Here is a 25,300-nt window from a genome sequence, read left to right on the forward strand (position 1 = left end):
CCGCCCCCGCTTCTAGGCTGTGCGGTGATTTCGGGGTACACGCGTACGGGTGCCGCAGAGGTGCGCGTACGCCACGCAACACACGGGGGAAGACCATGACCACGACCGACCCGACAGCCGCGCCCGCCGAGGCCCTGCGGCCCCGCAGGCTGCGCTCCAGCACCGTCGTGCTCGGCGGCATGGGCCTGCTCGCCGTCGCCCTCTCCGCCTGCGGCTCCGAGCCCGACCGCCGCTGCGTCGACCGCGACAGCTACACCGTCGACGGCTACAAGGTCCTGGCCGACAAGAACTGCCGTACGACGAGCGGCGGTTCGGCGGCGAAGAACAAGACGGGCGCGAAGAGCGCCACGGCCGCCCGCCCCGCCTGGTACTACGACTCCGAGGCCGAGCGCGGGCGCGCCGACTACGGCACCTTCTCGCAGGACAGCGCGATCCAGCGCGGCGGCCTCGGCTGCGACGACGACGACAACGACGGCGGCGGGTACGGGGGCTGAGGGGACCGGACGAGCACCGCAGCCCGACGAGCACCGGACGCGTACTGACCATGGAACGCCGCACCATCGAGCCCCGCCCGAACTGGCAGGAGACGGTCGAGGAACAGGGCCTCGTCTACCCGCTGACCCGGCACCCCGACGGCACGTTCCGCCCCTACTGGGACGAGAGCGCGTACTACGTCTTCACGCTGCCCGAGGTCGAGGCGCTGGAGGAGACCGTCGAGGAGCTGCACGAGCTGTGCCTCGCGGCGGCGGAGCACATCGTCGCCCACGACCGCTTCGCCGACCTCGGCCTCACCGACGCGCGCCAGACGGAGCTGATCGCCGAGTCCTGGCGTCGCCGCGCCGAACTCCCCTCCCTCTACGGCCGCTTCGACCTGCGCTACGACGGCGCGGGCCCCGCGAAGCTCCTGGAGTACAACGCGGACACGCCGACCTCGCTCGTCGAGGCGGCGAGCCCGCAGTGGTTCTGGATGGAGGAGCGCTTCCCCGGCGCCGACCAGTGGAACTCGCTCCACGAACGCCTGGTCGACGCCTGGCGCCGCCAGGCGAAGCTCCTCCCGCCCGGACCCGTGCACTTCGCGCACTCGGTCTCGGACATCCTCGGCGAGGACCTCATGACCGTCGCCTACCTGCGCGAGACCGCCGCGCAGGCCGGGCTCGACACCGAGGCGATCGCCGTCGAGGACATCGGCTGGGACCCGCTCTCCCGCCGCTTCGTCGACCTCGGACTCCGCTTCGTGCGGAGCTGCTTCAAGCTCTACCCCTGGGAGTGGCTCGCGCGGGACCGCTTCGCGCCGCACGTCCAGGAGACGCTGGACAACGGCGGCGGCACGGGCTCCACGATGTGGATCGAGCCCGCCTGGAAGATGCTCCTGTCCAACAAGGCGCTCCTCGCGATCCTCTGGGAGCTCTTCCCCGGCCACCCGAACCTGCTCCCCGCCTACCTCGACGGGCCGCGCGAACTCGCCACGGCGGGCGGGTACGCGGCGAAGCCGCTCTTCGGCCGCGAGGGCGCGGGCGTCACGCTCCACGAGCCGGGCGCCCCGCCCCGCACCCGTGCCGAGGGCGAGGACCCGCTCTGCTACCAGGCTCTCGCCCCGCTCCCCGACTTCGACGGGAACAAGGTCGTGCTCGGGGCGTGGGTCGTCGGGGACGAGGCCGCCGGACTCGGCATCCGCGAGTCCTCGGGCCTCGTCACCGACGAGTACGCGCGCTTCCTGCCGCACGTGATCCTGTAGGCGGTCAGTGGCAGTGGCCCTGCCGCCCCAGCGTCGTCACCGGCCCCGCCCCGGGCCGCGTCCACTGCGGCACGGGGCGGCTGCTCTCGCCCCACCCGGCCGTCCCCTCGGCGTCCGTGCGCCAGTACCAGCACGGCTCCCGGCCCTCGGGCCACCCCTCCGGCGTCTCCTCCCACGCCTCGCCGCGCCCGTACGGCGTCCGGTCGAGCAGCGCGAACGTCCCGCTGAACGCCTCGTTGCCGCGCCCCGTCGTCGTGTACGTGAGGAAGACGCGGTCGCCGTCGCGCAGGAACGCCGACAGGTTCCCCATCCCGCCCCCGAGCGGCACGCCCGAGTCGCGCAGCGAGTACCACGGCTGCCGGTACCCCATGAAGTCCGCGAACGGGCCGAGTTCGTCCCAGCCCCCGGAGGCGAGGAACGCGAAGGAGACGCCGCGCGCCTCCAGGTAGGGCGTCGCGACCTGGAGGTGCCAGGCCGCGTTCGTACAGCCCTCGCACTGCCCCTGCGGCGGCGCCCCGTCGTACCACATGTGCTGGTAGGTGAGCAGTTCGTTCCGGCCCGCGAAGAGGTCGACGAAGGGCACGGGGCCCTCGGCGCCGACCACTTCGGCCTTCCCGTCGACCTCGACCATCGGGAGCCCGCGCCGCTCCGCCGCGAGCGCGTCGCCCTCGTGGGTGTACGCCTTCTCGCGCGCGAGCAGCGCGTCGCGGGCCTGCTGCCACGTCTCCATGTCCACGAGCGGTGGCCGGGCGGGGGGTGTCGTCATGGGTGTCCTCCGTAGGGGTTCCTGAGGGGTGGACCGGCGGGGCGCGCGGAACTCATCGGCCCTCAGCCGACCACCGCCGCGAGCTGGTCGAGCCCCCAGTCGAGATCCTCCTCGCCGATCACGAGCGGCGGCGCGAGCCGGATCGTCGAGCCGTGCGTGTCCTTCACGAGGACCCTGCGGTCCATGAGCCTCTCGGACAGCTCGCGGCCCGTGCCGAACGCCGGGTCCACGTCCACGCCCGCCCACAGCCCGCGCCCGCGCACCTCCCTGACCGCCCCGCCGCCAGCGACGAGTTCCGCGAGCCGCGCGTGCATCCGCTCCCCGAGCCGCGCCGCGCGCGCCTGGAACTCGCCGCTCTCCAGGAGCGCGATCACCTCGATCGCGACCGCGCACGCGAGCGGGTTCCCGCCGAACGTCGAGCCGTGCTCGCCCGGCCGGAGGACGCCGAGCACGTCCCAGTCGGCGACGACGGCCGAGACCGGCACGACCCCGCCGCCGAGCGCCTTGCCGAGGATGTACACGTCCGGGACGACCTCCTCGTGCTCGCACGCGAAGGTACGGCCCGTGCGCCCGAGGCCCGACTGGATCTCGTCCGCCATGAACAGCACCCCGCGCTCCCGCGTCAGCTCCCGCACCGCCGGGAGGTAGCCCTCCGGCGGCACCAGCACCCCCGCCTCGCCCTGGATGGGCTCGATGAGCACCGCGACCGTGTTGTCCGTGATCGCCTCGCGCAGCGCGGTGAGGTCCCCGTACGGGACGAGGTCGAAGCCCGGCGTGTACGGGCCGAAGTGGTGGCGGGCCTCGTGGTCGCTGGAGAAGCTGACGACCGTCGTCGTGCGGCCGTGGAAGTTGTTCCGCGCCACGACGATCTTCGCCGTGCCCTCGGGGACGCCCTTGACCTCGTACCCCCACTTCCGTGCCGTCTTCACCGCCGTCTCGACCGCCTCCGCGCCCGTGTTCATCGGCAGCACGGCCTCCTTGCCGCACAGCGCCGCGAGCCGCGTGCAGAACTCGCCGAAGCGGTCGTGGTGGAAGGCGCGGGACGTGAGCGTGACCCGGTCGAGCTGAGCCTTCGCCGCGGCGAGCAGACGGGTGTTGCCGTGGCCGAAGTTGAGCGCCGAGTAGCCGGCGAGCATGTCGAGATAGCGGACGCCCTCGATGTCGGTCATCCAGGCGCCCTCGGCGGAGGAGACGACGACGGTGAGCGGGTGGTAGTTGTGCGCGCCGTGTTCCTCGGCGGTGGCGATCTGCTGCTCGGTCTGGGTGGCCATGGGTGCGGCTCCGTCCGTCCGGCGATACGGGGTACGCCTCTCTGTACCGCCGCGGAGGGGCGGAGCGCCGCAACTTCGCCGGAATTCACTCCACCCGGTCGACCCGGTACCCCGGCACCGACGGCCACCGCACCGTCAGGACCACCGACTCCTCCTCGGCGATCCACGAGTGGTCCACGCCCCTGCCCCACACCACGTAGTCGCCCTGCTCCTCCAACAGCACGCTGCGCCCCGGCAGTTCGACCCTGAACCGGCCGCTGATCAGGACGAGCAGCGCCTCGCGGACCTCGCCCCGTACCCACGTGGCGCGCGTGTCGCCCGGCGGGTGCACGCCCCACTTGATCTCCACGGCCTCGCTGTGCCGCGGGTCGCCCTCCGGCTTGAAGTGGCCCAGGAGCCAGCCGCGGTCCAGCGCCGCGTCCTTGCCCGCCTTGCCCACGTAGACGCTGTCGTCGGTCACGGGGACGTTCTCGTCGTTCATGGGCCGGGAGGTTACCGGCGGCCCCGCCGCCACCCGCGCCCGCTCCCCGTAACCTGCTCCCGTTTCCCGTGCCGTACCTGAGACAATGGGCCGCATGGCCTCTGAACGTTCTCGTGTGCTCTCCGGAATCCAGCCCAGCGCGGGCTCGTTCCACCTCGGCAACTACCTGGGCGCGGTCCGCCAGTGGGTGGCCCTCCAGGAGTCGCACGACGCCTTCTACATGGTCGTGGACATGCACGCCATCACGGTCCCGCAGGACCCGGACACGCTCCGCGCCAACACCCGGCTCTCCGCCGCCCAGCTCCTCGCCGCCGGCATCGACCCCGAGCGCAGCGCGCTGTTCGTGCAGAGCCATGTGCGCGAGCACGCCGAGCTGGCCTGGATCATGAACTGCCTCACCGGCTTCGGCGAGGCGTCGCGCATGACGCAGTTCAAGGACAAGGCCGCGAAGCAGGGCGCCGAGGGCACGACGGTCGGCCTCTTCACGTACCCCGTCCTCCAGGTCGCCGACATCCTCCTCTACCAGGCCCACCAGGTCCCGGTCGGCGAGGACCAGCGCCAGCACGTCGAGCTGACCCGCGACCTCGCCGAGCGCTTCAACGCGCGCTACGGAGAGACCTTCGTCGTCCCCGAGGCGTACATCCTCAAGGAGACGGCGAAGATCTACGACCTCCAGGAACCGTCCGCGAAGATGAGCAAGTCGGCCGCGTCGCCGAAGGGCCTCGTCAACCTCATGGACGAGCCCAAGGCGACCGCGAAGAAGATCAAGAGCGCCGTGACCGACACGGAGACCGAGATCCGCTTCGACCGCGAGAACAAGCCCGGCGTGAGCAACCTCCTCGGCATCTACTCCAACCTCACCGGGGTCACGGTGCAGGCGCTGGAGGAGAAGTACGCGGGCAAGGGGTACGGGGCGCTCAAGACCGACCTCGCCGAGGTCGTCGTGGACTTCGTCACGCCCTTCCGCGACCGGACGCTGGAATACCTCGACGACCCGGCCACGCTCGACAAGATCCTCGCCTCGGGGGCCGAGAAGGCCCGCGAGGTCGCCGCGCCGACGCTGGCCGCCGCCTACGACAAGGTCGGCTTCCTGCGCCCGCTGCGCTGAACTGCGTTTTTCCGGCGCTTTCCGGACGCCCGCCCCCATTTCACCCCCCGGTCCCCGCCGCCGCGCGGGGCCGGGGACGGCCGTGCGCGGGGACGCGCACGCGGGCGGCGGGGGAGCGCGGCGCGAGGGCTCGCGCGCGGAGCGCGTGCGGCGCACGGGCGGCGCGTGACACCAGGCACACACCGGGGGCCTTGGCCGTGCCGGGTACGGGCGCGACACTTGCCGTACCGGACCGGGACCGTACAGACCGCGCACAGCGGACACGCCGCGCGCGCGGCGGGTGCGGACCGGCGGTGGAGACTGACACGAGGAGATGGGAGTGGACGTGGGCTCGGTCACGCTCGGCGTTTCGATCGCGGTCCCGGAGCCTCATGGCAGTCGCCTCCAGCGACTGCGCGCGGACTTCGGGGACCCGGCCGCGCACGGTATCCCCACCCACATCACGCTGCTTCCGCCCACCGAGGCGCCCGCCGACGCGCTGCCCGCCGTCGAGCGGCACCTCGCGGAGGTCGCCGCGAACGGCCGGGCCTTCCCGCTGCGCCTCGAAGGCACCGGGACCTTCCGCCCCGTCTCGCCCGTCGTGTACGTGCGGGTCGTCGAGGGCGCGGACGCGTGCGCGTGGCTCCAGAAGCAGGTGCGGGACGCCTCGGGCCCGGTCGCCCGCGAGCTCCAGTTCCCGTACCACCCGCACGTGACGGTCGCGCACGGCATCGCCGAGGAGGCGATGGACCGCGCGCAGACCGAGCTGGCCGACTATGCGGCCTCCTGGGACTGCACGGGCTTCAGCCTCTACGAGCAGGGCCGCGACGGCGTCTGGCGCCGCCTGCGCACCTTCTCCTTCGGCGCGGGCGCGGTCCCGAGCCAGCCGCTGAGCCCGGACGAGGCCCCGCACCCGATCGGCTGAGCCGCCGCGCCGGGGCCTCGGCGCTCGTACGCGGGGGGCTCGGCCTCGTGCGTACGGCCTCAGACGGGCAGTCGCCGGAAGAGCGGGCGCGGGAGATGCCGCAGCCCCGCCATGACCGGGCGCAGGGTCGCCGGGACCCACACCGTCTCGCTGCCGCGCCGCAGTCCGCGTTCCACCGCCTCGGCGACCGCCTCCGGCGTCGTCGAGAAGGGGCCGTCGAGGCCGAGCACCCCGGTCGCGTACTCCTCGGGGACGGCCTGGTCCGGGCGGCGGCTGCGCACCACCCCGGGGCGTACGACGAGGACGCGCACGCCCGTCCCGTACAGCGCGTCGCCGAGACCCTGCGCGAAGGCGTCGAGCCCGGCCTTCGACGAGCCGAAGATGAAGTCCCCGCGCCGCACGCGCTCGCCCGCGACCGAGGAGAGCACGACGAGCGCCCCGTGCCCCTGCGCCTGGAGCCCCATCCCGCACACGAGCCCCGCCGAGACGGCGCCCGTGTAGTTCGTCGCGGCGACGCGCGCGGCGGCGGCCGGGTCGGCCTCGTCGTTGAGCTGGTCGCCCGCGAGGCCGAAGGAGAGGAGGACGAGGTCGACGGGGCCCTCGGCGAAGACCTTGCCGAGAGCCTCGGCGTGCGAGGCGGGGTCGAGCGCGTCGAAGTCGACCGTGTGCGTCGTGGCGCCGAGGGCGCGCAGTTCGGCGGCTGCCGCGTCGAGCGCGGGGCCCGCGCGGCCCGCGAGCCACACGGTGCGGGTGCGGCGGCCGATCATGCGGCGCGCGGTGGCGAGACCCAGCTCCGAGGTGCCGCCGAGCAGCAGCAGTGAACGGGGCGGTCCGATCGGGTCCTGCATGGCGTACTCCTCGGGGTGGGGTGCCCGCCCAGGGGTGTGCGGCGGGCGCGCGGTGACCGTATCGCCCTCCGCGTGAGAAATACGCCCAAACCGACCGAAAACTCACCGTATCGGGCTACCGTCGGGGCCCCTTCCCGCCCCGCCGGACTGCGCGGGCCGGTACCGGGGCAGATGGTGGCCACACCCGCGTTCCGGGACCCGCTGACCGGGCCCGCCACGGGGTAGGCGAACGGCACGGCGCTCGGGAGGGGCAGGAACACCCATGGACTGGCTGACGAGACTCCCGGTGCTCGGGCCGTGGTGCGCGCGGCTCATGCGCACCCGCGCCTGGCGCTGCTACGAACGGCTCGACGACGTGCGGTGGGCGCGGCTCGCCGCCGCGATGACCTTCACGAGCTTCCTCGCGCTCTTCCCGCTCCTCACCGTCGCCGTCGCCGTCGTCGCGGGCGCCTTCGGCCAGGACCGCGTCCACGACCTCGAATCCCGCGTCAAGGAGCAGGTCCCGGGCATCGCGAACCAGCTCGACCTGCAAGGACTCGTCGACAACGCGGGCACGGTCGGGCTCGTCGCGGGCGCGGCGCTGCTCTTCACGGGCATCAACTGGGTCGGCTCGATGCGGGAATCGCTGCGCGCGGTGTGGCGGCTGCCCGAGGACCCGGGGAACTTCCTCCTCGCCAAGGTGCGTGACGCGGGGGTCCTGATCGGCCTCGGCGCCGCGGGCCTCGTCACCGTCGTCGCCTCGGCGGCCTCCACGACGGCGATCGGCTGGACGGCCCGGCACCTCGGCATCGCCGAGGACGGCGTGGGCGGCGTCCTGCTGCGCGTCCTCTCCTTCGCCGTCGCGGTCGGCACCGACTTCCTGCTCCTGCTCTACGTCCTGAGCCTGCTGCCCCGCGTCCACCCCCGGCGCCGCCGCCTCGTCTTCGCCGCGCTGATCGGCGCGATCGGTTTCGAACTGCTGAAGCTGCTGATCGGGGGCTACATCTCGGGCGTCGCCTCGAAGAACATGTACGGCGTCTTCGGCGTCCCGATCGCACTGCTCCTGTGGATCAACTTCACCGCGAAGCTGCTCCTGTACTGCGCGGCGTGGACGGCCGTGGAGGGGCGCGCGGAGACGGCGGAGAGCGAGCGCGCCGAGGAGGCCGAGGCGGCGCGGCTCACGACGGCGACGGAGGACCCGGCGGCGGACGCCGGGGGCGGCAGGTTCCGCAAGCGGGGACGGCCGGGGGCGACGCGGGCCCCGGGAGGCGCCGGGGGGTGAGCGCGGGAGGGGGACCGGGCGAACGGGGCGGGGCCCGAGGACGCGTACGGTCGGTCCTCGGGCCCCGCCCCGTTCGCCGCGCGGACGCCCGGCGGTCAGCCGCGGTGCGCGGCGTCCGGGCCGGGACCGGTGGCGTCGGGGCCGGGGCGGGTGGCGTCCGGGCTCGTACCGGTGGCGTCCGGGCCGGTGACGTCGGTGGCCGAGCCCCCACCGGCCGCCTCGCCCGTGCGCGCCGTACCGCCCGTACCCGTACCGCCCGCACCCGTTCCGCTCGCCCCGCCCGTGCCCGTACCGATGCCGCCGCTCAGCCCCGGGGTCGCCGGGAGGGGGCGTCGGCGGCGGACGACGAAGACGACGCCCGCGAGGACGACGAGGACGCCGCCCGTGACCGCGAGCGCGGTGCCGAGGCCGCCCGAGCCGGAGCCGGCGCCCGCCGCGCTCGCCGCGCCGCCGCTGCCCCTGCCCCCCGCCGCGTGCTCCGGCGCCGCGGCCTCCTTGCTCGCCTTCGCCCGTTCGGCGACGACGCCGCGCGGCGGGACCAGCTCGCCCACCGGGGTGACCTTGCCGTCGGCGGCGAAGCCCCAGTCGAGCAGGCGGGCGGCCTCGCGGTAGACGGCCTGGCTCTCGTCGTAGTCGGGGTGCATGACGGTCACGAGCAGCTTGCGGTCACCGCGCTGCGCGTACGCCGTGTAGGTCGCGCCCGCGTTGGTCGTGTTGCCGTTCTTGACGCCCGCGATGCCCTGGTAGGGCTTGAGGTCGTAGGTGCCGGTGAGGAGGCGGTTCGTGTTCTGGATGCCGAAGTGCTCGCGCGGTCGCTGCTCGGGCCCGGCCTGCCCGTCCGTCGCCTTCTTCTTGTCCTTGTCCTTCTTCTTCTTGGCGAACTCGCCGGGGAACTGCGCCTCCGCAGTGGAGCAGTACTCGCGGAAGTCGGGGTTCTTGAGGCCGTCGCGGGCGAAGAGCGTGAGGTCGTACGCGCTCGACACCTGGCCCTTCGCGTCGTAGCCGTCGGGCGTGACGACGTGCGTGTCGTTCGCCTGGAGCTCGTGCGCCCGCGCCTGCATGTCCCGCACGGTCTGCGCGACGCCGTTGTTCATCGAGGACAGGACGTGGACCGCGTCGTTGCCCGAGCGCAGGAAGACGCCGAGCCACAGGTCGTGCACCGAGTAGGGCAGGTCCTCCTTGATGCCGACGAGACTGGAGCCCTCGCCGATCCCGTCGAGGTCCTTGAGCGTGACCTGGTGCACCTTGTCCTTCGAGAACTTCGGCAGCAGCGTGTCCGCGAAGAGCATCTTCAGGGTGCTCGCGGGCGCGAGCTTCCAGTGCGGGTTGCGCGCCGCGAGGATCTCGCCGGACTCGGCGTCGGCGACGACCCAGGAGCGCGCGGTGAGCTTCTTCGGCAGCTTGGGCGCCCCGGCGCCCGGCGCGACCTGCGTGCCGGGCAGCGCGAGCCGCGCCCCGCCGGTCGCGGAGGAGTGGGCCGGGGGACGGGGGCTCGCGGAGCCGTCGCCCGAGTCGGCCAGGGCGGGGCTCGCGGCCACGGAGAGGGACAGGGCGGCGGCGGCAGCGCAGGCGGTCAGAGAAAGCACCGGTACGCGCTTTTTCGTAGCGGACACGTTCAGGAACGTACCTGTGCTGTCATCTGCGGCAAGCGGGGAGGGGACGGAAGGGGCGGCCGATCGGGGGAGGCGGGGAGCGGCGGGACGTCGGCCGTTCGGGCGGTACGCGGCGGGGACGGCGGCGCGGGGACTTGCGCCGCCGGGCTCCGCGCGCTCGTTTCGTCCTCTCCCGGGCGTCTTGTCCGCACCCCGGCGCAGGACAGCGAGGGCGCGGCGCGATACTGGGCCCATGAAGCTCAGCCGCCCGGTCTCCTGGTTCCTGCTCGCGTTCGGGGTGTGGAGCTGGATCATCTGGATCACTTTCGCCAAGAATCTCTGGAAAGACGGCAGCGGTCTCGCTTTCGACGACGCCGGCGACCCCACCACCTACTTCTGGGTCCACCTGCTGCTGGCGATCGCCTCCTTCCTTCTGGGGACGGTTGTAGGCGGCATCGGGTTCCGGGGGCTGCGGGCGCTGCGGAAACGTGATCTTCCCGTGTGATTCCGCGCGCGATACGGGAACCCGGCGCGGGTGACGGGCCGTTGACGCGGCATGGTGATCCTCATCGGCGCGGCCCTGCTGCTCGTACTCGCGCTGCTCGGCCTGGCCCACTGGTACCTGTGGCGCCGCCTCGTCCGCGACACGACGCGCGGCCCCGGACCGGCCCGCACCCTGGGCACGGTCTTCTTCGTCGCGGCCCCCGTCCTCATGCTGGCCGCCTTCGCGGGCTCGCGCGCGTTCCCCTTCGGGGTGCTGCGCGTCGTGGCGTGGCCGGGGTACCTGTGGGCGGCGCTCGCGCTGTACCTGCTCCTCGCGGTGGCGCTCGGCGAGCTGCTCCGCCCCTTGCTCTTTCGGGTGATGCGCGGGCGGTACGGCCGGGAGGGTGAGGAGACCGTACCGGTGGCGGCTGCCGTGGGGGCGCCGGAGGAGGCGGAGCGCGCGGCGTCGGGGCCGGTACCGGCCCCGGGTCCCGTACCGGCGGCCCCGGCTCCCGTACGAGCCCCCGATCCCGTCCCGGTGCCCGGTGCCACGCCCGCTCCGGAGCCCGTACGGGACCAGGCGCCGCGTCCCGCGCCCGCGCCCTCCCGCCGGCTCTTCGTCTCGCGGATCGTGGGCGGCGCGGCGGGCGCGGCGGCGCTCGGGACGGTCGGCCGCGGCGCGTACGGCGTGCTGCGCGGTCCGCGCCTCAAGCACGTGACGATCCCGCTCGCGAAGCTGCCGCGCTCGGCGCACGGCTTCCGGATCGCGGTGGTGAGCGACATCCATCTCGGCCCGATCCTGGGCCACGCGCACACGCGGCGGATCGTGGACACGATCAACGGGGCGCAGCCGGACGCCGTGGCGGTGGTGGGCGACCTCGTGGACGGCTCGGTGGCGGAGCTGGGGCACGCGGCGCAGCCGCTGAGCGACCTGCGCGCGCGGCACGGCGCGTACTTCGTCACGGGGAACCACGAGTACTACTCGGGCGCGGACGAGTGGATCGACGAGGTCCGCGAGCTGGGTCTGCGCCCGCTGGAGAACGCGCGCGTGGAGCTGCCCGGCTTCGACCTGGCGGGCGTCAACGACATCTCCGGCGAGGACCACCACGCCGCCCCGGACTACGACAAGGCCCTCGGCGACCGCGACCCGGCCCGCGCCTCCGTGCTCATGGCGCACCAGCCGGTGATGATCCACGAGGCGGTCGAGCACCACGTCGACCTCCAGCTCTCCGGCCACACCCACGGCGGCCAGCTCTTCCCCGGCAACCTCCTCGCCCGCGCCGCCAACCCCACGGTCGCGGGCCTCGACCACTACGGCGACACGACGCTGTACGTGACGCGCGGCGCGGGCGCCTGGGGCCCCCCGGTACGGGTCGGGGCCCCCTCGGACATCACGGTGGTGACGCTGGCGGCGGGGAGGGCGTGAGGGCCCCCGGGCGTCTCCCCGGGGGCCCTCACGTGTCATCGTGTCGCGCGAGGCGTCACGGGACGATGTTCAGCAGGCGGTTCGGGCTGCCGGAGCCGGGGCTGGTGACGACGCCCGTCGAGGCGCCCGCGACGAGGGCCGAGGAGACCTGGGCCGGGGTCGCCGAGGTGTGGCCCGCGAGGTAGACGGCCGCCGCGCCCGTCACGTGCGGGGTCGCCATCGAGGTGCCGTTGATGGTGTTGGTCGCGGTGTCGCCCGTGCCCCACGCCGAGGTGATCGACGAACCGGGCGCGAACAGGTCCACCACGGAGCCGTAGTTGGAGTAGCTGGCCTTCGCGTCGGTGCTCGTCGTCGCGCCGACCGTGATGGCCTCGCCGACGCGCGCCGGGGACTTGGTCGAGGCGTTCGTGGACTCGTTGCCCGCCGCGACCGCGTACGTGACGCCGGAGGCGATGGAGCGGCGCACGGCCGCGTCGATCGTCGAGTCGGCGCCGCCGCCGAGGCTCATGTTGGCGACGGCCGGCTTCACGGCGTGCGCCGTGACCCAGTCGATCCCGGCCACGACCTGTGCCGTCGTCCCGGAGCCCGCGTTGTTGAGCACGCGGACGCCCACGACCTTCGCCTTCTTCGCGACGCCGTACGACGTCCCGGCGATCGTCGCGGCCACGTGCGTGCCGTGCCCGTTGCCGTCCTGCGCCGTGTTGTCGTTGTCGACGGCGTCGTAGCCGTACGAGGCCCGCCCGCCGAAGTCCTGGTGCGTGATGCGCACGCCGGTGTCGATGACGTACGCCGTCACGCCCTGCCCGGCCGAGTCCGGGTAGGTGTAACTCCGGCTCAGGGGCAGGTTCTTCTGGTCGATGCGGTCCAGGCCCCAGGACGGCGGGTTGGACTGCGTCGCGTCGGCCGTGAACACCCGGTCCTGGGCGACCTTCGCCACCGCGGGGTCCGCCGCGAGTCTCTTCGCCGCGCCCTCGTCGAGGCGCAGCGCGTAGCCGTTGAGCGCGGCCGAGTACGTACGGTCGATGGTGGCGCCGTACTTCTTCGCGAGCGCCTTGCCCGCCGCCGAACCTGCCTTCGGCGCTCCGGACTTGAGCGTCACGACATAGCTGCCGGAGACCGAGCCCGCCACTCCGGCGTTCTCGATCACGCCTACGGGGGCCGCCGAGGCGGGCAGCGCGACGACGGTGCTGAGCGCGAGCGCGGCGACGGCCGCCGCACTCAGCCCGGCCAGGGTGCGGCGGGTGGCGCGGGGGCGGTGGTCTGTCTGAGGTGCCATCGGAAGGGTTCTCCTCGTGGATGGTGGTGTGGGGGTACGGGCGCGAACGCGAGCAGTCCCTGTTGTGCGCATGACAAACCAGCGTCCGGGTGGTCCGGTACGTGTCGTACCGGGACCCGCCGAACGGAATACTCCCGACCGTCACCACCTCCGCACAAGGCCGTCCCGCCCTGCTTGGCCGGATGTCATGCGACAGCCATTTTGCGGCAACACACGTCCACGCAAAGGGAGTTGAAGGGTGCGACCTCGCTCGTCGCGGGTCCGCCGATGAGCTTCGCCCCCGGGCGCGGTCACCCCTTCCGTACGGCACACCGTCGCGAAAGGACGCACGTCATGAGCACCGCATCCGTCCCGCCCGCCAAGGGCCCCGCCTCCTACTTCCCCTCCATCGAGCGCGCCTACGGCCGCCCCGTCGGCGAGTGGCTCGACCTCGTCCGCGCCTCGCCCCTCACCCGGCACGGCGAACTCGTCACGTGGCTCAAGACCGCTCACGGAATGGGGCACGGGCACGCGAACGCGGTGGTGGCGTACGTGCGCAGGGAGAGCGGGGCGGCGTGAGGGCGGCACGGCGCGGGAGCGGTGGGGTGCGCCGGCGCGGGGCGGCGGGCCGGGGCGGCCCGCGAGGCTGAGCGTGCGGGGGCGGTCACGAAGCGCTCACACGCCCGCACCCACTCCTCCACCGTTACCGCCGGTAAAGTCCATCCCGCGCGCCTACGCTGACCGCGCTGACCTGTGCCGACGCGGGTCGCACGGCAGAGAGCCGTACGGCAGGGAGTGGGAGAGCGTGGAGCAGGGTTTCATGACGGTGGACTACGGGGCACGGCCCAAGGCCGCGCCCGCCGAAGCAGCGGCAGGGCCCAACCGGCTCGCCGTCGCCGGGCTCGTCTTCGGCTTGCTCGGGCTGCTCCCCCTGCCCGTGCTCGGCCCGGTGCTCGCGCTGTGCTTCGGCGTCGCGGGCGGGCGCAAGGCGGACCGGGGGGAGGCCGGCGGGCGCGGGATGGCCACGGCGGCGATCGTGCTCGGGATCGTCGGCTGCGTGTGCGCGGTGCTCGGGATCGTCGTGGCCTTCATCCAGTTCACCGGCCCGCGCGGCGTCTAGGCCCCGCCTCCTCGGCCCCTGCCCGACCGGCACGCGGAGGCCGGTCGGGTGGAGAGGACGCGAGCCCGCCCCGCCGCTTTCTCCACCCGGGGTTCCACCCGTGGGTCCAGGCGTCGCGGGCCCCGCGCCAGCAGTCTTGAGGGCATGACAACGACCGAGTGGATCACCGACATCGCTCTCCTCCTCGTCGTCTTCCGGCAGCTGCGGGAAGACCGGCTGGACCTCAAGACCTTCCTGATCCCGCTGGGGATCGTGGCCTTCGTCGCTCACTCGTACCTGCACTCCGTCCCCACCGGGGGCAACGACCTGGTGCTCATCGGAACGCTCGTGGGCGTGGGTGCCGCGCTCGGCATCGCCGGAGGCGTCTACACCCGGGTCAGGCGCGCGGGCGAGCACGTCCTGATCAAGGCCGGCGCGGTCTCCGCGATCCTGTGGGTGCTCGGCATGGGCGCCCGGATGGGCTTCCAGCTGTGGACCGGGCACGGCGGCGCCGACGACGTCGCCCGCTTCAGCCTCGCGCACGACATCACCAGCACGCAGGCGTGGGTGGCGGCCTTCGTCCTGATGGCGCTCACCGAGGTCGTCACCCGGCTGGCCACGATCTTCGTCCGCGGCCGGATGCTGACCACCGGGCCGGCCACCGCCGCCACGCACCGGGTCGGGGCCCGGCCGTGAGCTATGGTCTGGCCGTGCCCACCCCCGAGACGGACGCATCCCCCGGACAGGCCCCGCCCCCCTCGGCCGCCCCCCGGCGGCTCCCGGGGCGTGAGCCCTGGGTGCAGTGGGCACTGACCGCGGCGGTCATCGTCAGCGGGGCCCTGACGATCCGGCCGATGGGCGTCAGCGGGCGGGGGCTCCTCGTCGCGGTCCTGTTCGTGCTCAACTGCGCGGCGCTGCTGGCCCGGGGCCTTCCCCCGGGCAAGGTCCCGCAGCGGGCCGCCGTCGTCTGGCTGTCGCTGGGCGTCCTCGCGGCGGCGGCGCTCATCGGCGTCAGCCGCGAGGGAACGGGCTACCTCTTCGCCTACTTCCTCTGCGGCCACATCGGATACCGGCTGCCGACCCGACCGGCCCTCGTCCTGGCGCTCTCCTGCGGCCTGCTCTGCGGCGGCGTCCTGTACTTCGCGATCGGACCGGGTCACGAGCTGCTGCCCTGGGCCGTCGGTCTCACCACCGCCGCACCGGTCGTGGTGGGGATGCTCAACCGCGTCCAGCACCAGGCCGTGGACGCCGTGCTCTCGGCGGCCGAGAGCGCGGAGCGCGCCGCGCGGGCCGAGGCGCGGACCGCCGTGCTCGCCGAACGCGGCCGTATCGCCCGGGACGTGCACGACGTCCTGGCGCACTCGCTGGCCGGGATCAACATGCAACTGGAACTGGCCGACGCGCTGCTCGAAACCGGCGACCTGGAGAAGGTCAGAGCGGCCAACGACAAGGCCCACAGCCTCGTCAAGGAGAGCCTGAAGCAGGCGCAGTGGACCGTCCACGCCCTCCGCGAGGACGCGCTGCCGCTGGTGGAGACCCTTGCCTCGATGCTGGAGTCCTCCGGCCACCGCGACGCCCTGACCGTCTCCGGCACCCCCGTGGAGGTACCGGCCCGGACGGCCCAGAACCTGCTGCGGATCGCTCAGGAATCCCTGACCAACGCCGCGCGGCACGCCCCGGGCGGCGCGGTACGGGTGGAGCTGGCCTTCGCGGCGTCCTCGACGGTGCTGAGGGTCCGCAACGGCCCCGCCACCCGTAGGGTGAACGCGGGGACCGGCAGCGGAATGGGGCTGATCGGCATGCGCGAACGCGTCGCCCTGCTGGGCGGCACCCTCACCGCGGGACCGGTCGGCGAGGGACCGGACCAAGGCGGCTGGCACGTGGAGGCAGTGATCCCGCGATGAGTGAACCCACCGAGAGCTCCCGGCCGTTGCGCGTGGTCGTCGCCGACGACCAGGCCGCCGTCCGCGAACCGCTGGCCGCCGTGCTGGGCCTGGCCGAGGACATCGACGTCGTGGCGGCGGCGGCGGACGGCAACGGCGTACTGGAGGCGGTCGCCGCCGGTCCGGTGGACGTCGTGCTGATGGACCTGCGCATGCCCGTGCTCGACGGGATCGAGACCACCCGTCGGCTGAGCGAGGAGCACCCCGGGGTGGCCGTCGTCGTGCTCACCACGTTCGCCGACGACGACTCGATCCTGGCCGCCCTCGGCGCGGGCGCCCGCGGCTACCTGACGAAGAACGCCGGACGCCAGGACATCGTCCGCGCGATCCGTGCCGCCGCGGCGGGCCAGTCCGTCCTGGACCGCGAGGTCCAGGACCGGCTGCTGGCCACCGTCCGTGCCAGGCCGACGGCGTCCGGACAGGGACTGCCCGCGGATCTCACGCCCCGCGAACGCGAAGTGCTCACCCTGATCGGCCAGGGGCTGCCCAACCGCGCGATCGCCGAGAAGCTCTTCGTGAGCGAGGCGACCGTCAAGACGCACATCAACAACCTCTTCGCCAAGGCCGGTATCCGGGACCGCGCCGAGGCCGTGCGCCGCGCCCTCACCGCCGGCCTCGCCTGACCTCCCGGCGCCCCGGCCCGGCTCCCGCCCCGCCGCTACACGCTCAGCGAGCGCGCGTAGTTCACCTGCTGCATGACCTGATGGAAGCTCCACGGCCCGAGCGCCGGGACCATCGTGGAGTGGTGGTGTCCCGCGCTCGTCACGGTCACCTGGATGAAGCCGCTCGTCTTCCGCTCCTTCATGAGCAGGAAGAGGAGGCCGAGGCCGCAGAGCAGGATGCCGAAGATGATCGCGAGGATGATGCCGGTCTGGCTGATCTTCTCCTCGGTGCGGGACAGGTCGCTCGCGTTCCACACCGAGCCCCGCAGCGGCATCGTCCCGGCGGGCGTGGTGATCTCCCCCTGCGTCACGATGATGTCGCCGATCGCGAGCAGCGGCGCGGGCCCGCCGTGGTGCGGGACGCCGGGACCGGGCGGCGGGAAGCCGTACCCCGCCTGCTGCTGCGGGTAGCCGTACCCGGCCGGGGGCTGCTGCGGGTAGCCGTACCCGGCGGGCGGCTGCTGGGGGTGGCCGTACCCGGCCGGGGGCTGCTGCGGGTAGCCGTACCCGGGCGGCGGCCCCCACTGCGGACCGCCCGGCCCCGGTGCCCCGCCCTGCGGCGGCACCCCCTGCGGGGCCGCGGGCCCCTTCGCGAACGGGTCGCTGCTGTCGGGCCCGGTCGGCGGTGTCGTCATCGCTGCTGTCCCCCATGCGGGTGAGTCGGAGACGAGCATGGTGACATACGACGAGGCCGCCACCCCGGCGCGGGGTGACGGCCTCGTCCCAACGAGAGCCCGGTGAGAGCCCAACGAGAGCTGCGAGGGCCCAGCGAGAGCCCGGTGAGAGCCCCACGACGAGCCCGCCGGGGCCCGTCCGGAGCTCAGTAGCGGCGCGTGATGAGCGCCCGCTTGACCTCCTGGATCGCCTTCGTCACCTCGATGCCCCGCGGGCAGGCATCGGTGCAGTTGAAGGTGGTGCGGCAACGCCACACGCCATCACGGTCGTTGAGGATTTCGAGGCGCTGGCTGCCCGCCTCGTCGCGCGAGTCGAAGATGAAGCGGTGCGCGTTGACGATCGCCGCCGGGCCGAAGTACTGGCCGTCGTTCCAGAACACCGGGCACGAGGACGTGCACGCGGCGCACAGGATGCACTTGGTGGTGTCGTCGAAGCGCTCGCGGTCCTCGGCGCTCTGGAGCCGCTCGCGGGTCGGCTCGTTGCCCGTCGTGACGAGGAACGGCATGACGTCGCGGTACGCCTGGAAGAACGGGTCCATGTCCACCACGAGGTCCTTGAGGACCGTGAGGCCCTTGATGGGCTCGACCGTGATGGGCTTGGCGGGGTTCAGGTCCTTGATGAGCGTCTTGCACGCGAGGCGGTTCTTGCCGTTGATCCGCATCGCGTCCGAGCCGCAGATCCCGTGCGCGCAGGAACGGCGGAACGTCAGGGTGCCGTCCTGCTCCCACTTGATCTTGTGGAGGGCGTCGAGAACGCGCTCCTTGGGGTCCATCGGGAGCTGGAAGTCCTGCCAGACGACGTCGGCGGAGACCTCCGGGTTGAACCGGCGGACGCGCACGGTGACCGTGATGAGGTGGTCCGAGGCGGCCCCGGCCTCCTCCACCTTGTCCATGATCGCGGTAGTCATCAGTACTTACGCTCCATCGGCTGGTAGCGGGTCTGCACGACCGGCTTGTAGTCGAGGCGGATCGCCTCGGTGCCGTCCGCCGAGACCTCGCGGTACGCCATCGTGTGACGCATGAAGTTGACGTCGTCGCGCGTGGGGAAGTCCTCGCGGTAGTGACCGCCGCGCGACTCCTTGCGGGCGAGCGCGGAGGTCGCCATGACCTCGGCGAGGTCGAGCAGGTTGCCCAGCTCGATCGCTTCGAGGAGGTCGGTGTTGAAGCGGCGGCCCTTGTCCTGGATCGCGACGTTCTTGTACCGGGCGCGCAGCTCGGCGATCTTCTCGACCGCCGTCTTGATGGTCTGCTCGGTGCGGAACACCATCACGTTGGCGTCCATGCACTCCTGCAGCTCGTTGCGCAGCACCGCGACCTTCTCGGTGCCCGTCGAGTTCCGCAGCCGCTCGACCTGTGCGACGACCTGCGTCTCCGGGTCCTCCGGGAGCGGCACGAACTCGTTGGCGTGCGCGTACTCGGCCGCCGCGATGCCCGCCCGGCGCCCGAAGACGTTGATGTCGAGCAGCGAGTTGGTGCCGAGCCGGTTGGCGCCGTGCACGGACACGCAGGCGACCTCGCCGGCCGCGTACAGACCGGGCACGACCGTCGTGTTGTCGGCGAGGACCTCGCCCTCGACGTTGGTCGGGATTCCGCCCATCGCGTAGTGCGCGGTCGGCTGGATCGGGATCGGGTCCGTGTAGGGCTCGATGCCGAGGTACGTACGGGCGAACTCGGTGATGTCCGGGAGCTTCGCGTCGAGCTGCTCGGGCGGCAGGTGCGTGAGGTCCAGGTACACGTGGTCGCCCTCGGGACCGCAGCCGCGGCCCTCGCGGATCTCGGTGTAGATCGAGCGCGAGACGACGTCGCGCGAGGCGAGGTCCTTCATGACGGGCGCGTACTTCTCCATGAAGCGCTCACCGTCCTTGTTGCGCAGGATGCCGCCCTCGCCGCGCGCGCCCTCGGTGAGGAGGATGCCCATGCGCCAGATGCCCGTCGGGTGGAACTGGAAGAACTCCATGTCCTCCAGCGGCAGCCCGCGCCGCCACACGGCGGCCTGCCCGTCACCGGTCAGGGTGTGCGCGTTCGACGTCACCTTGAAGAACTTGCCGGTCCCGCCGGAGGCGTAGATGACCGACTTCGCCTGGAAGACGTGGATCTCGCCGGTCGCCAGCTCGTACGCGACGACGCCGGCCGAGCGCTTGACGCCGTCGACCTCCACGAGGAGCTGGTCGAGGACGTAGAACTCGTTGAAGAACTCCACGCCCTCCTTGACGCAGTTCTGGTAGAGCGTCTGGAGGATCATGTGACCGGTGCGGTCCGCCGCGTAGCACGAGCGGCGCACGGGCGCCTCGCCGTGGTTGCGGGTGTGGCCGCCGAAGCGGCGCTGGTCGATCGTGCCGTCCGGGGTGCGGTTGAACGGCAGGCCCATCTTCTCCAGGTCGAGGACCGAGTCGATGGCCTCCTTCGCGAGGATCTCGGCGGCGTCCTGGTCGACCAGGTAGTCACCACCCTTGATCGTGTCGAAGGTGTGCCACTCCCAGTTGTCCTCCTCGACGTTGGCGAGGGCCGCGGCCATGCCGCCCTGCGCCGCGCCGGTGTGGGAGCGCGTGGGGTAGAGCTTGGTCAGCACGGCGGTGCGGCTGCGCTTGGTCGCCTCGATGGCGGCGCGCATGCCCGCGCCACCGGCGCCGACGATGACGGTGTCGTACTTGTGGATCTTCAGCTTCATGATTCTCGTGGCCCCGGCTCTAACGGATGTTCGGGTCGAAGGTGAAGATCACCAGCGTGCCCAGCAGGACGGTGAAGATGGTCGCCGCCCACAGCAGGCCCTTGAGCCACATGCGGGTCGCGGGGCGCTCGGCGTAGTCGTTGATGACCGTGCGCAGGCCGTTGCCGCCGTGCAGCATCGCGAGCCACAGCATCAGCAGGTCCCAGCCCTGCCAGAAGGGCGAGGCCCAGCGGCCCGCGACGAACGCGAAGCCGATCTTCTGCACCCCGCCGTCCAGGAAGAGCTGGATGAGCAGGTGCCCGAGGACGAGGACGACCAGGACGACGCCCGACAGGCGCATGAACAGCCAGGCGGCCAGTTCGAAGTTGCGCTGCGGGTTCTTCTTCGTCTTCTTGGTGCGCTGCCGGGGCGGCTCGATGACCGGCGCCGGGTTGTCGACGTCGTAGAGCGAGGCGCCCTCGACGGGGCCGATCGCGGAAGAGGCCGCGGAGGAGGTCTCGGTGGACATCGCGTCAGCTCCCGAACAGTTGACGTGCGGCGTGGCCGAGGACGGAGTAGAGCGAGCCGAGCATCAGCACGACCCACACCACGAGGACCGTCCACAGCATCTTCTTCTGGTGGCGGGGGCCCTGCGACCAGAAGTCGACGGCGATGATGCGCAGACCGTTGAGCGCGTGGAAGAGGATCGCGGCGACGAGGCCGTACTCCAGCAGCGCGACGATCGGATTCTTGTAAGTGGCGACGACGTCGTCGTACGCCTCGGGGGAGACACGCACGAGCGCGGTGTCCAGGACGTGTACGAACAGGAAGAAGAAAATGAGGACGCCGGTGACTCGATGAGCCACCCAGGACCACATTCCTTCCCGGCCGCGGTACAGCGTTCCAGCCGGCACGGAAGAACCCTCCGGGGAAAGGATTGGGAGCCTGCCGCGATCCATTCCTGTCGACGGTCGGCCCGGCCGGGTACGGTCCACCGGCCCCGGCCATCGTAGTCACGGGCGGGGGTCCGCCCCGCACGGGGGCATGCGGTGTGATCAAACTGGCACGTACGGGCGAAGCAGTCGGCCGAAAGGGTGTGTTCGGCCCGCCCACCAGGCGTCCGATCAGGGCGGATGCCTGCCGTTATGCCTGCTCTCCACCCGCTCGTGACGCCCGTTCGGCTCCCTGGAAGCGGCTGTGCGCGCGCTGTGCCGCGCGTGTCGGACACGGCCGTACGGGGCAGACGCGGCCCGGGACCGGCGGGTCCGGGCCCCGCGCGGCGCGTCGCTCCGTCCCGGTGGGGCCGGGAAGTCATCCGAACGAGGGGCCGGGCGCCCGGAGTGACACCACGTCCGCCGTCGCGGGAAGGGATGCCGTACGGCGGCGCGCGCACCCGGCGGCCCGCACCCGCTCAGCACCCGCACCCGAGCACCGAGGACGTGACCCGTGGCCGACCACCGCCGTCAGGACTTCCCCGACACGGGCGGGCGGCGCCGCCGCGCCGCGTGGGCCTCGATCGCGGCCCTCGTCGTCGCCGCGGCCGTAGCGCTCGGCCTCACGGTCTGGCCCGGCGGCGACCACGGCAAGGACAAGGGCGGCTCGGGCGCGGCGAGCAGCGCCGACGCGCTCACCGTCTCGCCGACCCCCGCCGCCTCGTACCCCGTCGCGAAGCCCCCGCGCACGATCCCCTCCGTGCGCGACTTCGAGGCCGCGCGCGGCCCCGGCTGGAAACCCGCGAAGTCCGGGCGTGTCCTCGCCGGTGACGACGCGCTGGCGGACGAGGCGAAGCTGCTGGCGGGCGAACTCGGCATGAGGTACGGGGGCGACGCGGACCCGAGGCGCGGGGACGTGTGGCTCGGGCTCGACAAGGACGCGAAGGGCGACGGCGGGGACGGCGGGCAGGGCGGTGACGAGGCGTACACGTTGCGCGTCGCCGCGGGTCAGGCGCGCATCACCGCGGCGGGCCAGGACGGGGTGTGGTGGGGCACCCGCACGCTCAAGCAGGCCGTGCGCGCGGATGGCACGGCGCCCGAGGGCACGGTGCGCGACCGGCCCGCGAAGCCGCAGCGCGGGTTCATGCTCGACATCGCCCGCAAGTGGTACGACGAGGCGTGGATCAAGGCGCGGATCGCCGAGATCGCGGACCTCAAGTACAACCAGTTCGGCCTGCACTTCTCCGACGACCAGGCGTTCCGCGTCGAGTCCTCCTCGCACCCCGAGATCGTCTCGGCGCAGCACCTGACGAAGGCGCAGGTCCGCTCGATCGTCTCGTACGCGGCGGCCCGGCACGTCACGGTCGTCCCCGAGATCGACTCGCCCGGCCACCTCGGCACGGTCATCAAGGCGCACCCGAAGCTCCAGTTGCGGGACGCGGCGGGCAAGCCGGTCGAGGGCGCGGTCGACATCGGGAACCCGGAGTCGGCCCGCATCGTCGACGACCTCCTCAAGGAGTACGCGAGCCTCTTCCCCGGGCGCTGGTGGCACCTCGGCGCCGACGAGTACCAGGCCCTCGTCCGCTCCGACCCCGAGGCGTCCTTCCCCGAACTGGCCGCGCTCGCCCGCAAGAGGTACGGGGCGAAGGGCCGCGTCCAGGACCTCGCCGAGGCGTGGCTGAACGACCGCGCGAAGACGGTGCGGGACGCGCGCGAGGGCCGGATCGCGCGGGCGTGGAACGACGGCTTCTTCGCGGAGGGCCAGGTCGTGGCCGACCGGAAGGTCGAGGTCGTCTACTGGACGGGCAAGGAACTCGGCGCGCGCCCGCCCGCCGCCTACCTCGCCGAGGGCCGCCAGGTCCTCAACTACAACGACGAGTTCCTCTACTACGTCCTCGGCCAGCCCAACACCTTCACGTACCCGACCGGGCAGCGCATCTACGAGTCCTGGACCCCGCGCGTGCTGCGCGGCACGAGCGCGGTGCCCGCGAGCTACGACCACCTCATCGAGGGCGGCGGCTTCGCGGTCTGGGGCGACTTCCCGAACGCCCAGACACCGGACCAGGTCGCGACGGGCATCCGGATGCCGCTCCGCGCCCTGTCCGAGAAGCTGTGGCCCGAGGCCGCGAAACCGTCCCGGAGCTGGACGGACTTCCAGGCCCTCTCACGGGCGATCGGCTGAGGGGGCGTCGGGTACGGGCCGGGCGCGCACCCCGCCCGGCGTGAGGGCTCAGCGCTGCTCCGCCGCCCCGTCGCCGCCACCGCCGCCGAAGAGCTTCGCGGCGTTGCGACTCGTCAGGTCCCGCCAGGTGCCGCCGCCGGAGGGCGGCGCTGCCCCGTCCACGGAGGTGATCTGATCGAGGGCTCCGGAGGCGGGCGTCCAGCAGTAGTCGCTGCCGTACAGCAGCCGCTCCGTGCCGAACGCTGCGGCGAGGGCCGGGATCTGGCGCGGGAAGGGCGTCCCCGCCATGTCGTACCAGAGGGCGCCGAGCTGCTCCACGACGTCGGGGCCCTCACCCCCGATGACCCCCTTGCGGAAGAGGTCCATGCGGTCGGCGAGGAGCGGCAGCGCGCCGCCGCCGTGGGTCAGGACCCAGCGGATGTCCGGGGTACGGGTCAGGACGCCGTGGAAGACGAGGTCGCTCGCCGTGCGGGCCGTGTCGAAGAGGAACTCCAGCATGGGACGGGGGCGCCCGAGGTCGACCGCGTCGGCGTGCGGGGGAGAGGTGGGGTGGACGAAGACGAGGGCGCCGCGCCGGTTCAGCTCCTCCCACAGCGGCGCGAAGCGCGCGTCGCCGAGGTAGACGCCGTGGTGGTTGCTCTCGACGGCGACGCCGTCCGCGCCGAGCACGTCGAGCGCGTACGCGGCCTCGGCGAGGGAGCCCTCGACGTCGGGCAGCGGCAGCGAGGCGAAGAGCCCGAACCGCTCGGGGTGCGCGTCGCGCACCCGCGCCCCGTACTCGTTCACGTCGCGTGCGAGGGCGCGTGCCGCGGTGTCGTCGCCGAAGTGGACGCCGGGTGAGGAGATCGACAGGTAGGACTTGGTGATGTCACCGCGCCTCATGAGGTCGAGGTGCGACTCGGGCGACCAGTCGGGCCAGCCCGGCATCCCGTCCGGGTGCGCGACGCCCGCCGCGCGCGCCTCGGCGACGTAACGGTCCGTGACGAAGTGGGCGTGGACGTCGACCAGGCCGGTCGGGGCCCCGGCGTCGGGGGCGTGGGTGCGGTGCGGACTCATGCGGCGCTCCTCCATCGGTGGTGGCTCGCCTGCGAATCTAGGAAGACGGAGCGGGAGCCGCAGGAGCGGTGCCAATGAATGGAACACCTGTGAACGCACGATCCGAGGGAAGCGCCGGGGAACCCGGCGGGGCGGACGGCACGGCCCGCGACGAGGGCGCCCCGCGGCGGCGCGGGGGCAAGCCCGCGGCGGGCAGCCCCGTCATCGACCGGGCCTTCGCGCTGCTCAACGCCTTCGACAGCGGGCACCGGGCGCTGACCCCCGCCGAGCTGGCCCAGCGCGCCGGGATGCCGCGCTCCTCGGCGCTGCGCCTCGCGCGTTCCCTCGTCCGGGTGGGGGCGCTCGAACGCCGCGCGGACGGCGTCTTCGTCGTGGGCCTGCGCCTCCTGGAGACGGCGTCGCTCGCCCCGCGCGGCCACGGGCTGCGGGCGGTCGCGATGCCGTACCTGGACGACCTCGTCCACGTCACCCACCAGCACGCGCTTCTCGCGGTGCGTGACGAGGCGGAGGCGCTGCTCGTCGAACGGCTCTCGGCGCGCGAGGCGAGCCCCGTGCGGTACCGGGTCGGCGGGCGGGTGCCGCTCACGCACACGGGCGTCGGTCTCGTCCTGCTCGCCTTCGCGCCGCCCACCCTCCAGGACTGCCTGATCGCCTCGTACGTGCCCGGACCGGGCCTGGACGACGTCCGCACCCCCGCCGACCTGCGCCGCCTCCTCGCCGAGGTGCGCAGGACCGGCTTCGCCCGGGGCCGGCTCACCACGCCGTGGCCGATGAGCACGGTCGCGGCCCCGGTCCGCGACGCCTCGGGCGTCGTGGCGGCCCTCTCGGTGGTGGCGCCCAGCGACTCCTTCCCCGCCACCGATTACGCCGCCGCCGTCCGCGCCACCGCCCGCGCGGTCTCCCGCGCCCTGCGCGCGGACGCTGAGGAGGCCCCGGCGGCGGGCTGAGCGGGTTGTTGCGGAGTCGGGACATCCG

At 73.0% G+C, this 25,300-nt stretch carries 26 protein-coding genes; 14 read left to right on the plus strand and 12 right to left on the minus strand.

Features of this window, described 5'->3' with window-relative positions:
- Positions 1 to 95 precede the first annotated feature (95 nt).
- Together STTU_RS20110 and STTU_RS20115 are read left to right on the plus strand one after the other, a co-directional pair.
- A complete protein-coding gene (locus tag STTU_RS20110) occupies positions 96 to 494 on the plus strand; it encodes a hypothetical protein (protein ID WP_007826217.1) in 399 nt (132 codons plus the stop codon).
- A gap of 50 nt (positions 495 to 544) precedes the next feature.
- Positions 545 to 1,735 carry a glutathionylspermidine synthase family protein gene (locus STTU_RS20115; protein WP_007826218.1) on the plus strand — a complete coding sequence of 397 codons (1,191 nt, stop codon included), beginning with the start codon at positions 545 to 547 and terminating at the stop codon, positions 1,733 to 1,735.
- A 4-nt stretch (positions 1,736 to 1,739) separates the two neighbouring features.
- On the opposite strand, the gene STTU_RS20120 is transcribed toward STTU_RS20115, so the two are convergent.
- The 3 genes from STTU_RS20120 to STTU_RS20130 all read right to left on the minus strand — a co-directional run bounded on the left by STTU_RS20120 (position 1,740) and on the right by STTU_RS20130 (position 4,253).
- On the minus strand, positions 1,740 to 2,501 hold the full coding sequence (locus tag STTU_RS20120) for a DUF899 family protein (RefSeq protein WP_007826219.1): 762 nt from the start codon (positions 2,499 to 2,501) through the stop codon (positions 1,740 to 1,742).
- Positions 2,502 to 2,563: 62 nt separating this feature from the next.
- Positions 2,564 to 3,772: an ornithine--oxo-acid transaminase gene (rocD, locus tag STTU_RS20125; protein ID WP_007826220.1), complete on the minus strand. Its 1,209-nt coding sequence runs from the start codon at positions 3,770 to 3,772 to the stop codon at positions 2,564 to 2,566.
- 85 nt (positions 3,773 to 3,857) lie between these two features.
- On the minus strand, positions 3,858 to 4,253 hold the full coding sequence (locus tag STTU_RS20130) for a hypothetical protein (RefSeq protein WP_007826222.1): 396 nt from the start codon (positions 4,251 to 4,253) through the stop codon (positions 3,858 to 3,860).
- A gap of 94 nt (positions 4,254 to 4,347) precedes the next feature.
- Between STTU_RS20130 and trpS the strand changes: the two genes are divergently transcribed.
- Both trpS and STTU_RS20140 read left to right on the plus strand, forming a co-directional pair.
- Complete coding sequence (trpS, locus tag STTU_RS20135; protein WP_043255793.1) at positions 4,348 to 5,361, plus strand: tryptophan--tRNA ligase; 1,014 nt, start codon at positions 4,348 to 4,350, stop codon at positions 5,359 to 5,361.
- Positions 5,362 to 5,680: 319 nt separating this feature from the next.
- A complete protein-coding gene (locus STTU_RS20140; RefSeq protein ID WP_007826226.1) occupies positions 5,681 to 6,265 on the plus strand; it encodes a 2'-5' RNA ligase family protein in 585 nt (194 codons plus the stop codon).
- Between the two features lie 59 nt (positions 6,266 to 6,324).
- On the opposite strand, the gene STTU_RS20145 is transcribed toward STTU_RS20140, so the two are convergent.
- Positions 6,325 to 7,113, minus strand: coding sequence for an SDR family NAD(P)-dependent oxidoreductase (locus STTU_RS20145; RefSeq protein ID WP_007826227.1), 789 nt, complete (start codon positions 7,111 to 7,113; stop codon positions 6,325 to 6,327).
- 262 nt (positions 7,114 to 7,375) lie between these two features.
- Here STTU_RS20145 and STTU_RS20150 point away from each other — a divergent pair, with 262 nt between their 5' ends.
- Positions 7,376 to 8,374, plus strand: a complete 999-nt coding sequence (locus STTU_RS20150) for a YihY/virulence factor BrkB family protein (protein ID WP_007826229.1) — start codon at positions 7,376 to 7,378, stop codon at positions 8,372 to 8,374.
- A 95-nt stretch (positions 8,375 to 8,469) separates the two neighbouring features.
- On the opposite strand, the gene STTU_RS20155 is transcribed toward STTU_RS20150, so the two are convergent.
- A complete protein-coding gene (locus STTU_RS20155) occupies positions 8,470 to 9,960 on the minus strand; it encodes a D-alanyl-D-alanine carboxypeptidase family protein (protein WP_007826231.1) in 1,491 nt (496 codons plus the stop codon).
- Between the two features lie 259 nt (positions 9,961 to 10,219).
- On the opposite strand from STTU_RS20155, the gene STTU_RS20160 reads away from it, so the two are divergent.
- Both STTU_RS20160 and STTU_RS20165 read left to right on the plus strand, forming a co-directional pair.
- Complete coding sequence (locus tag STTU_RS20160; RefSeq protein ID WP_007826232.1) at positions 10,220 to 10,471, plus strand: SCO4848 family membrane protein; 252 nt, start codon at positions 10,220 to 10,222, stop codon at positions 10,469 to 10,471.
- Positions 10,472 to 10,522: 51 nt separating this feature from the next.
- Entirely contained in the window at positions 10,523 to 11,875 is a 1,353-nt protein-coding gene (locus STTU_RS20165) for a metallophosphoesterase (protein WP_007826233.1), read from the plus strand.
- A gap of 55 nt (positions 11,876 to 11,930) precedes the next feature.
- Here the strand turns inward: STTU_RS20165 and STTU_RS20170 are convergent, their stop codons facing one another.
- Positions 11,931 to 13,151 (minus strand): S8 family peptidase, encoded by a 1,221-nt coding sequence (locus STTU_RS20170; RefSeq protein WP_010276540.1) that lies wholly within the window; start codon positions 13,149 to 13,151, stop codon positions 11,931 to 11,933.
- Between the two features lie 333 nt (positions 13,152 to 13,484).
- Here STTU_RS20170 and STTU_RS20175 point away from each other — a divergent pair, with 333 nt between their 5' ends.
- From STTU_RS20175 to STTU_RS20195, 5 genes are all read left to right on the plus strand, one after another.
- Positions 13,485 to 13,709 carry a DUF4287 domain-containing protein gene (locus tag STTU_RS20175; protein WP_043255795.1) on the plus strand — a complete coding sequence of 75 codons (225 nt, stop codon included), beginning with the start codon at positions 13,485 to 13,487 and terminating at the stop codon, positions 13,707 to 13,709.
- 226 nt (positions 13,710 to 13,935) lie between these two features.
- Entirely contained in the window at positions 13,936 to 14,250 is a 315-nt protein-coding gene (locus tag STTU_RS20180; RefSeq protein WP_007826238.1) for a DUF4190 domain-containing protein, read from the plus strand.
- Between the two features lie 144 nt (positions 14,251 to 14,394).
- On the plus strand, positions 14,395 to 14,925 hold the full coding sequence (locus STTU_RS20185; RefSeq protein ID WP_007826240.1) for a hypothetical protein: 531 nt from the start codon (positions 14,395 to 14,397) through the stop codon (positions 14,923 to 14,925).
- 101 nt (positions 14,926 to 15,026) lie between these two features.
- Complete coding sequence (locus STTU_RS20190; RefSeq protein WP_007826242.1) at positions 15,027 to 16,133, plus strand: sensor histidine kinase; 1,107 nt, start codon at positions 15,027 to 15,029, stop codon at positions 16,131 to 16,133.
- Positions 16,130 to 16,795 carry a response regulator gene (locus tag STTU_RS20195; protein ID WP_010276555.1) on the plus strand — a complete coding sequence of 222 codons (666 nt, stop codon included), beginning with the start codon at positions 16,130 to 16,132 and terminating at the stop codon, positions 16,793 to 16,795. The genes STTU_RS20190 and STTU_RS20195 overlap by 4 nt, the downstream gene beginning before the upstream one ends.
- A 35-nt stretch (positions 16,796 to 16,830) precedes the next feature.
- Here STTU_RS20195 and STTU_RS20200 read toward each other — a convergent pair whose 3' ends face one another.
- The 5 genes from STTU_RS20200 to sdhC form a co-directional block, all read right to left on the minus strand.
- Positions 16,831 to 17,469 carry a hypothetical protein gene (locus STTU_RS20200; RefSeq protein WP_007826245.1) on the minus strand — a complete coding sequence of 213 codons (639 nt, stop codon included), beginning with the start codon at positions 17,467 to 17,469 and terminating at the stop codon, positions 16,831 to 16,833.
- Between the two features lie 185 nt (positions 17,470 to 17,654).
- Positions 17,655 to 18,416 carry a succinate dehydrogenase iron-sulfur subunit gene (locus tag STTU_RS20205; RefSeq protein ID WP_007826249.1) on the minus strand — a complete coding sequence of 254 codons (762 nt, stop codon included), beginning with the start codon at positions 18,414 to 18,416 and terminating at the stop codon, positions 17,655 to 17,657.
- On the minus strand, positions 18,416 to 20,170 hold the full coding sequence (gene sdhA / locus STTU_RS20210) for a succinate dehydrogenase flavoprotein subunit (protein WP_029397360.1): 1,755 nt from the start codon (positions 20,168 to 20,170) through the stop codon (positions 18,416 to 18,418). Before sdhA ends, STTU_RS20205 begins: the two co-directional genes overlap by 1 nt.
- A 25-nt stretch (positions 20,171 to 20,195) precedes the next feature.
- Positions 20,196 to 20,684, minus strand: a complete 489-nt coding sequence (locus tag STTU_RS20215) for a succinate dehydrogenase hydrophobic membrane anchor subunit (protein WP_007826255.1) — start codon at positions 20,682 to 20,684, stop codon at positions 20,196 to 20,198.
- Between the two features lie 4 nt (positions 20,685 to 20,688).
- Positions 20,689 to 21,069: a succinate dehydrogenase, cytochrome b556 subunit gene (gene sdhC, locus STTU_RS20220; RefSeq protein WP_009066034.1), complete on the minus strand. Its 381-nt coding sequence runs from the start codon at positions 21,067 to 21,069 to the stop codon at positions 20,689 to 20,691.
- A 532-nt stretch (positions 21,070 to 21,601) separates the two neighbouring features.
- On the opposite strand from sdhC, the gene STTU_RS20225 reads away from it, so the two are divergent.
- Positions 21,602 to 23,269 (plus strand): beta-N-acetylhexosaminidase, encoded by a 1,668-nt coding sequence (locus STTU_RS20225; protein WP_007826264.1) that lies wholly within the window; start codon positions 21,602 to 21,604, stop codon positions 23,267 to 23,269.
- Positions 23,270 to 23,317: 48 nt separating this feature from the next.
- Here the strand turns inward: STTU_RS20225 and STTU_RS20230 are convergent, their stop codons facing one another.
- Positions 23,318 to 24,325 carry an amidohydrolase family protein gene (locus STTU_RS20230; protein WP_106432162.1) on the minus strand — a complete coding sequence of 336 codons (1,008 nt, stop codon included), beginning with the start codon at positions 24,323 to 24,325 and terminating at the stop codon, positions 23,318 to 23,320.
- Positions 24,326 to 24,414: 89 nt separating this feature from the next.
- Between STTU_RS20230 and STTU_RS20235 the strand changes: the two genes are divergently transcribed.
- Positions 24,415 to 25,272, plus strand: coding sequence for an IclR family transcriptional regulator (locus STTU_RS20235; RefSeq protein ID WP_106432163.1), 858 nt, complete (start codon positions 24,415 to 24,417; stop codon positions 25,270 to 25,272).
- The last annotated feature ends 28 nt before the right edge of the window (positions 25,273 to 25,300 follow it).

It is taken from the genome of Streptomyces sp. Tu6071 (genome assembly GCF_000213055.1).
GTDB lineage: Bacteria > Actinomycetota > Actinomycetes > Streptomycetales > Streptomycetaceae > Streptomyces > Streptomyces evansiae.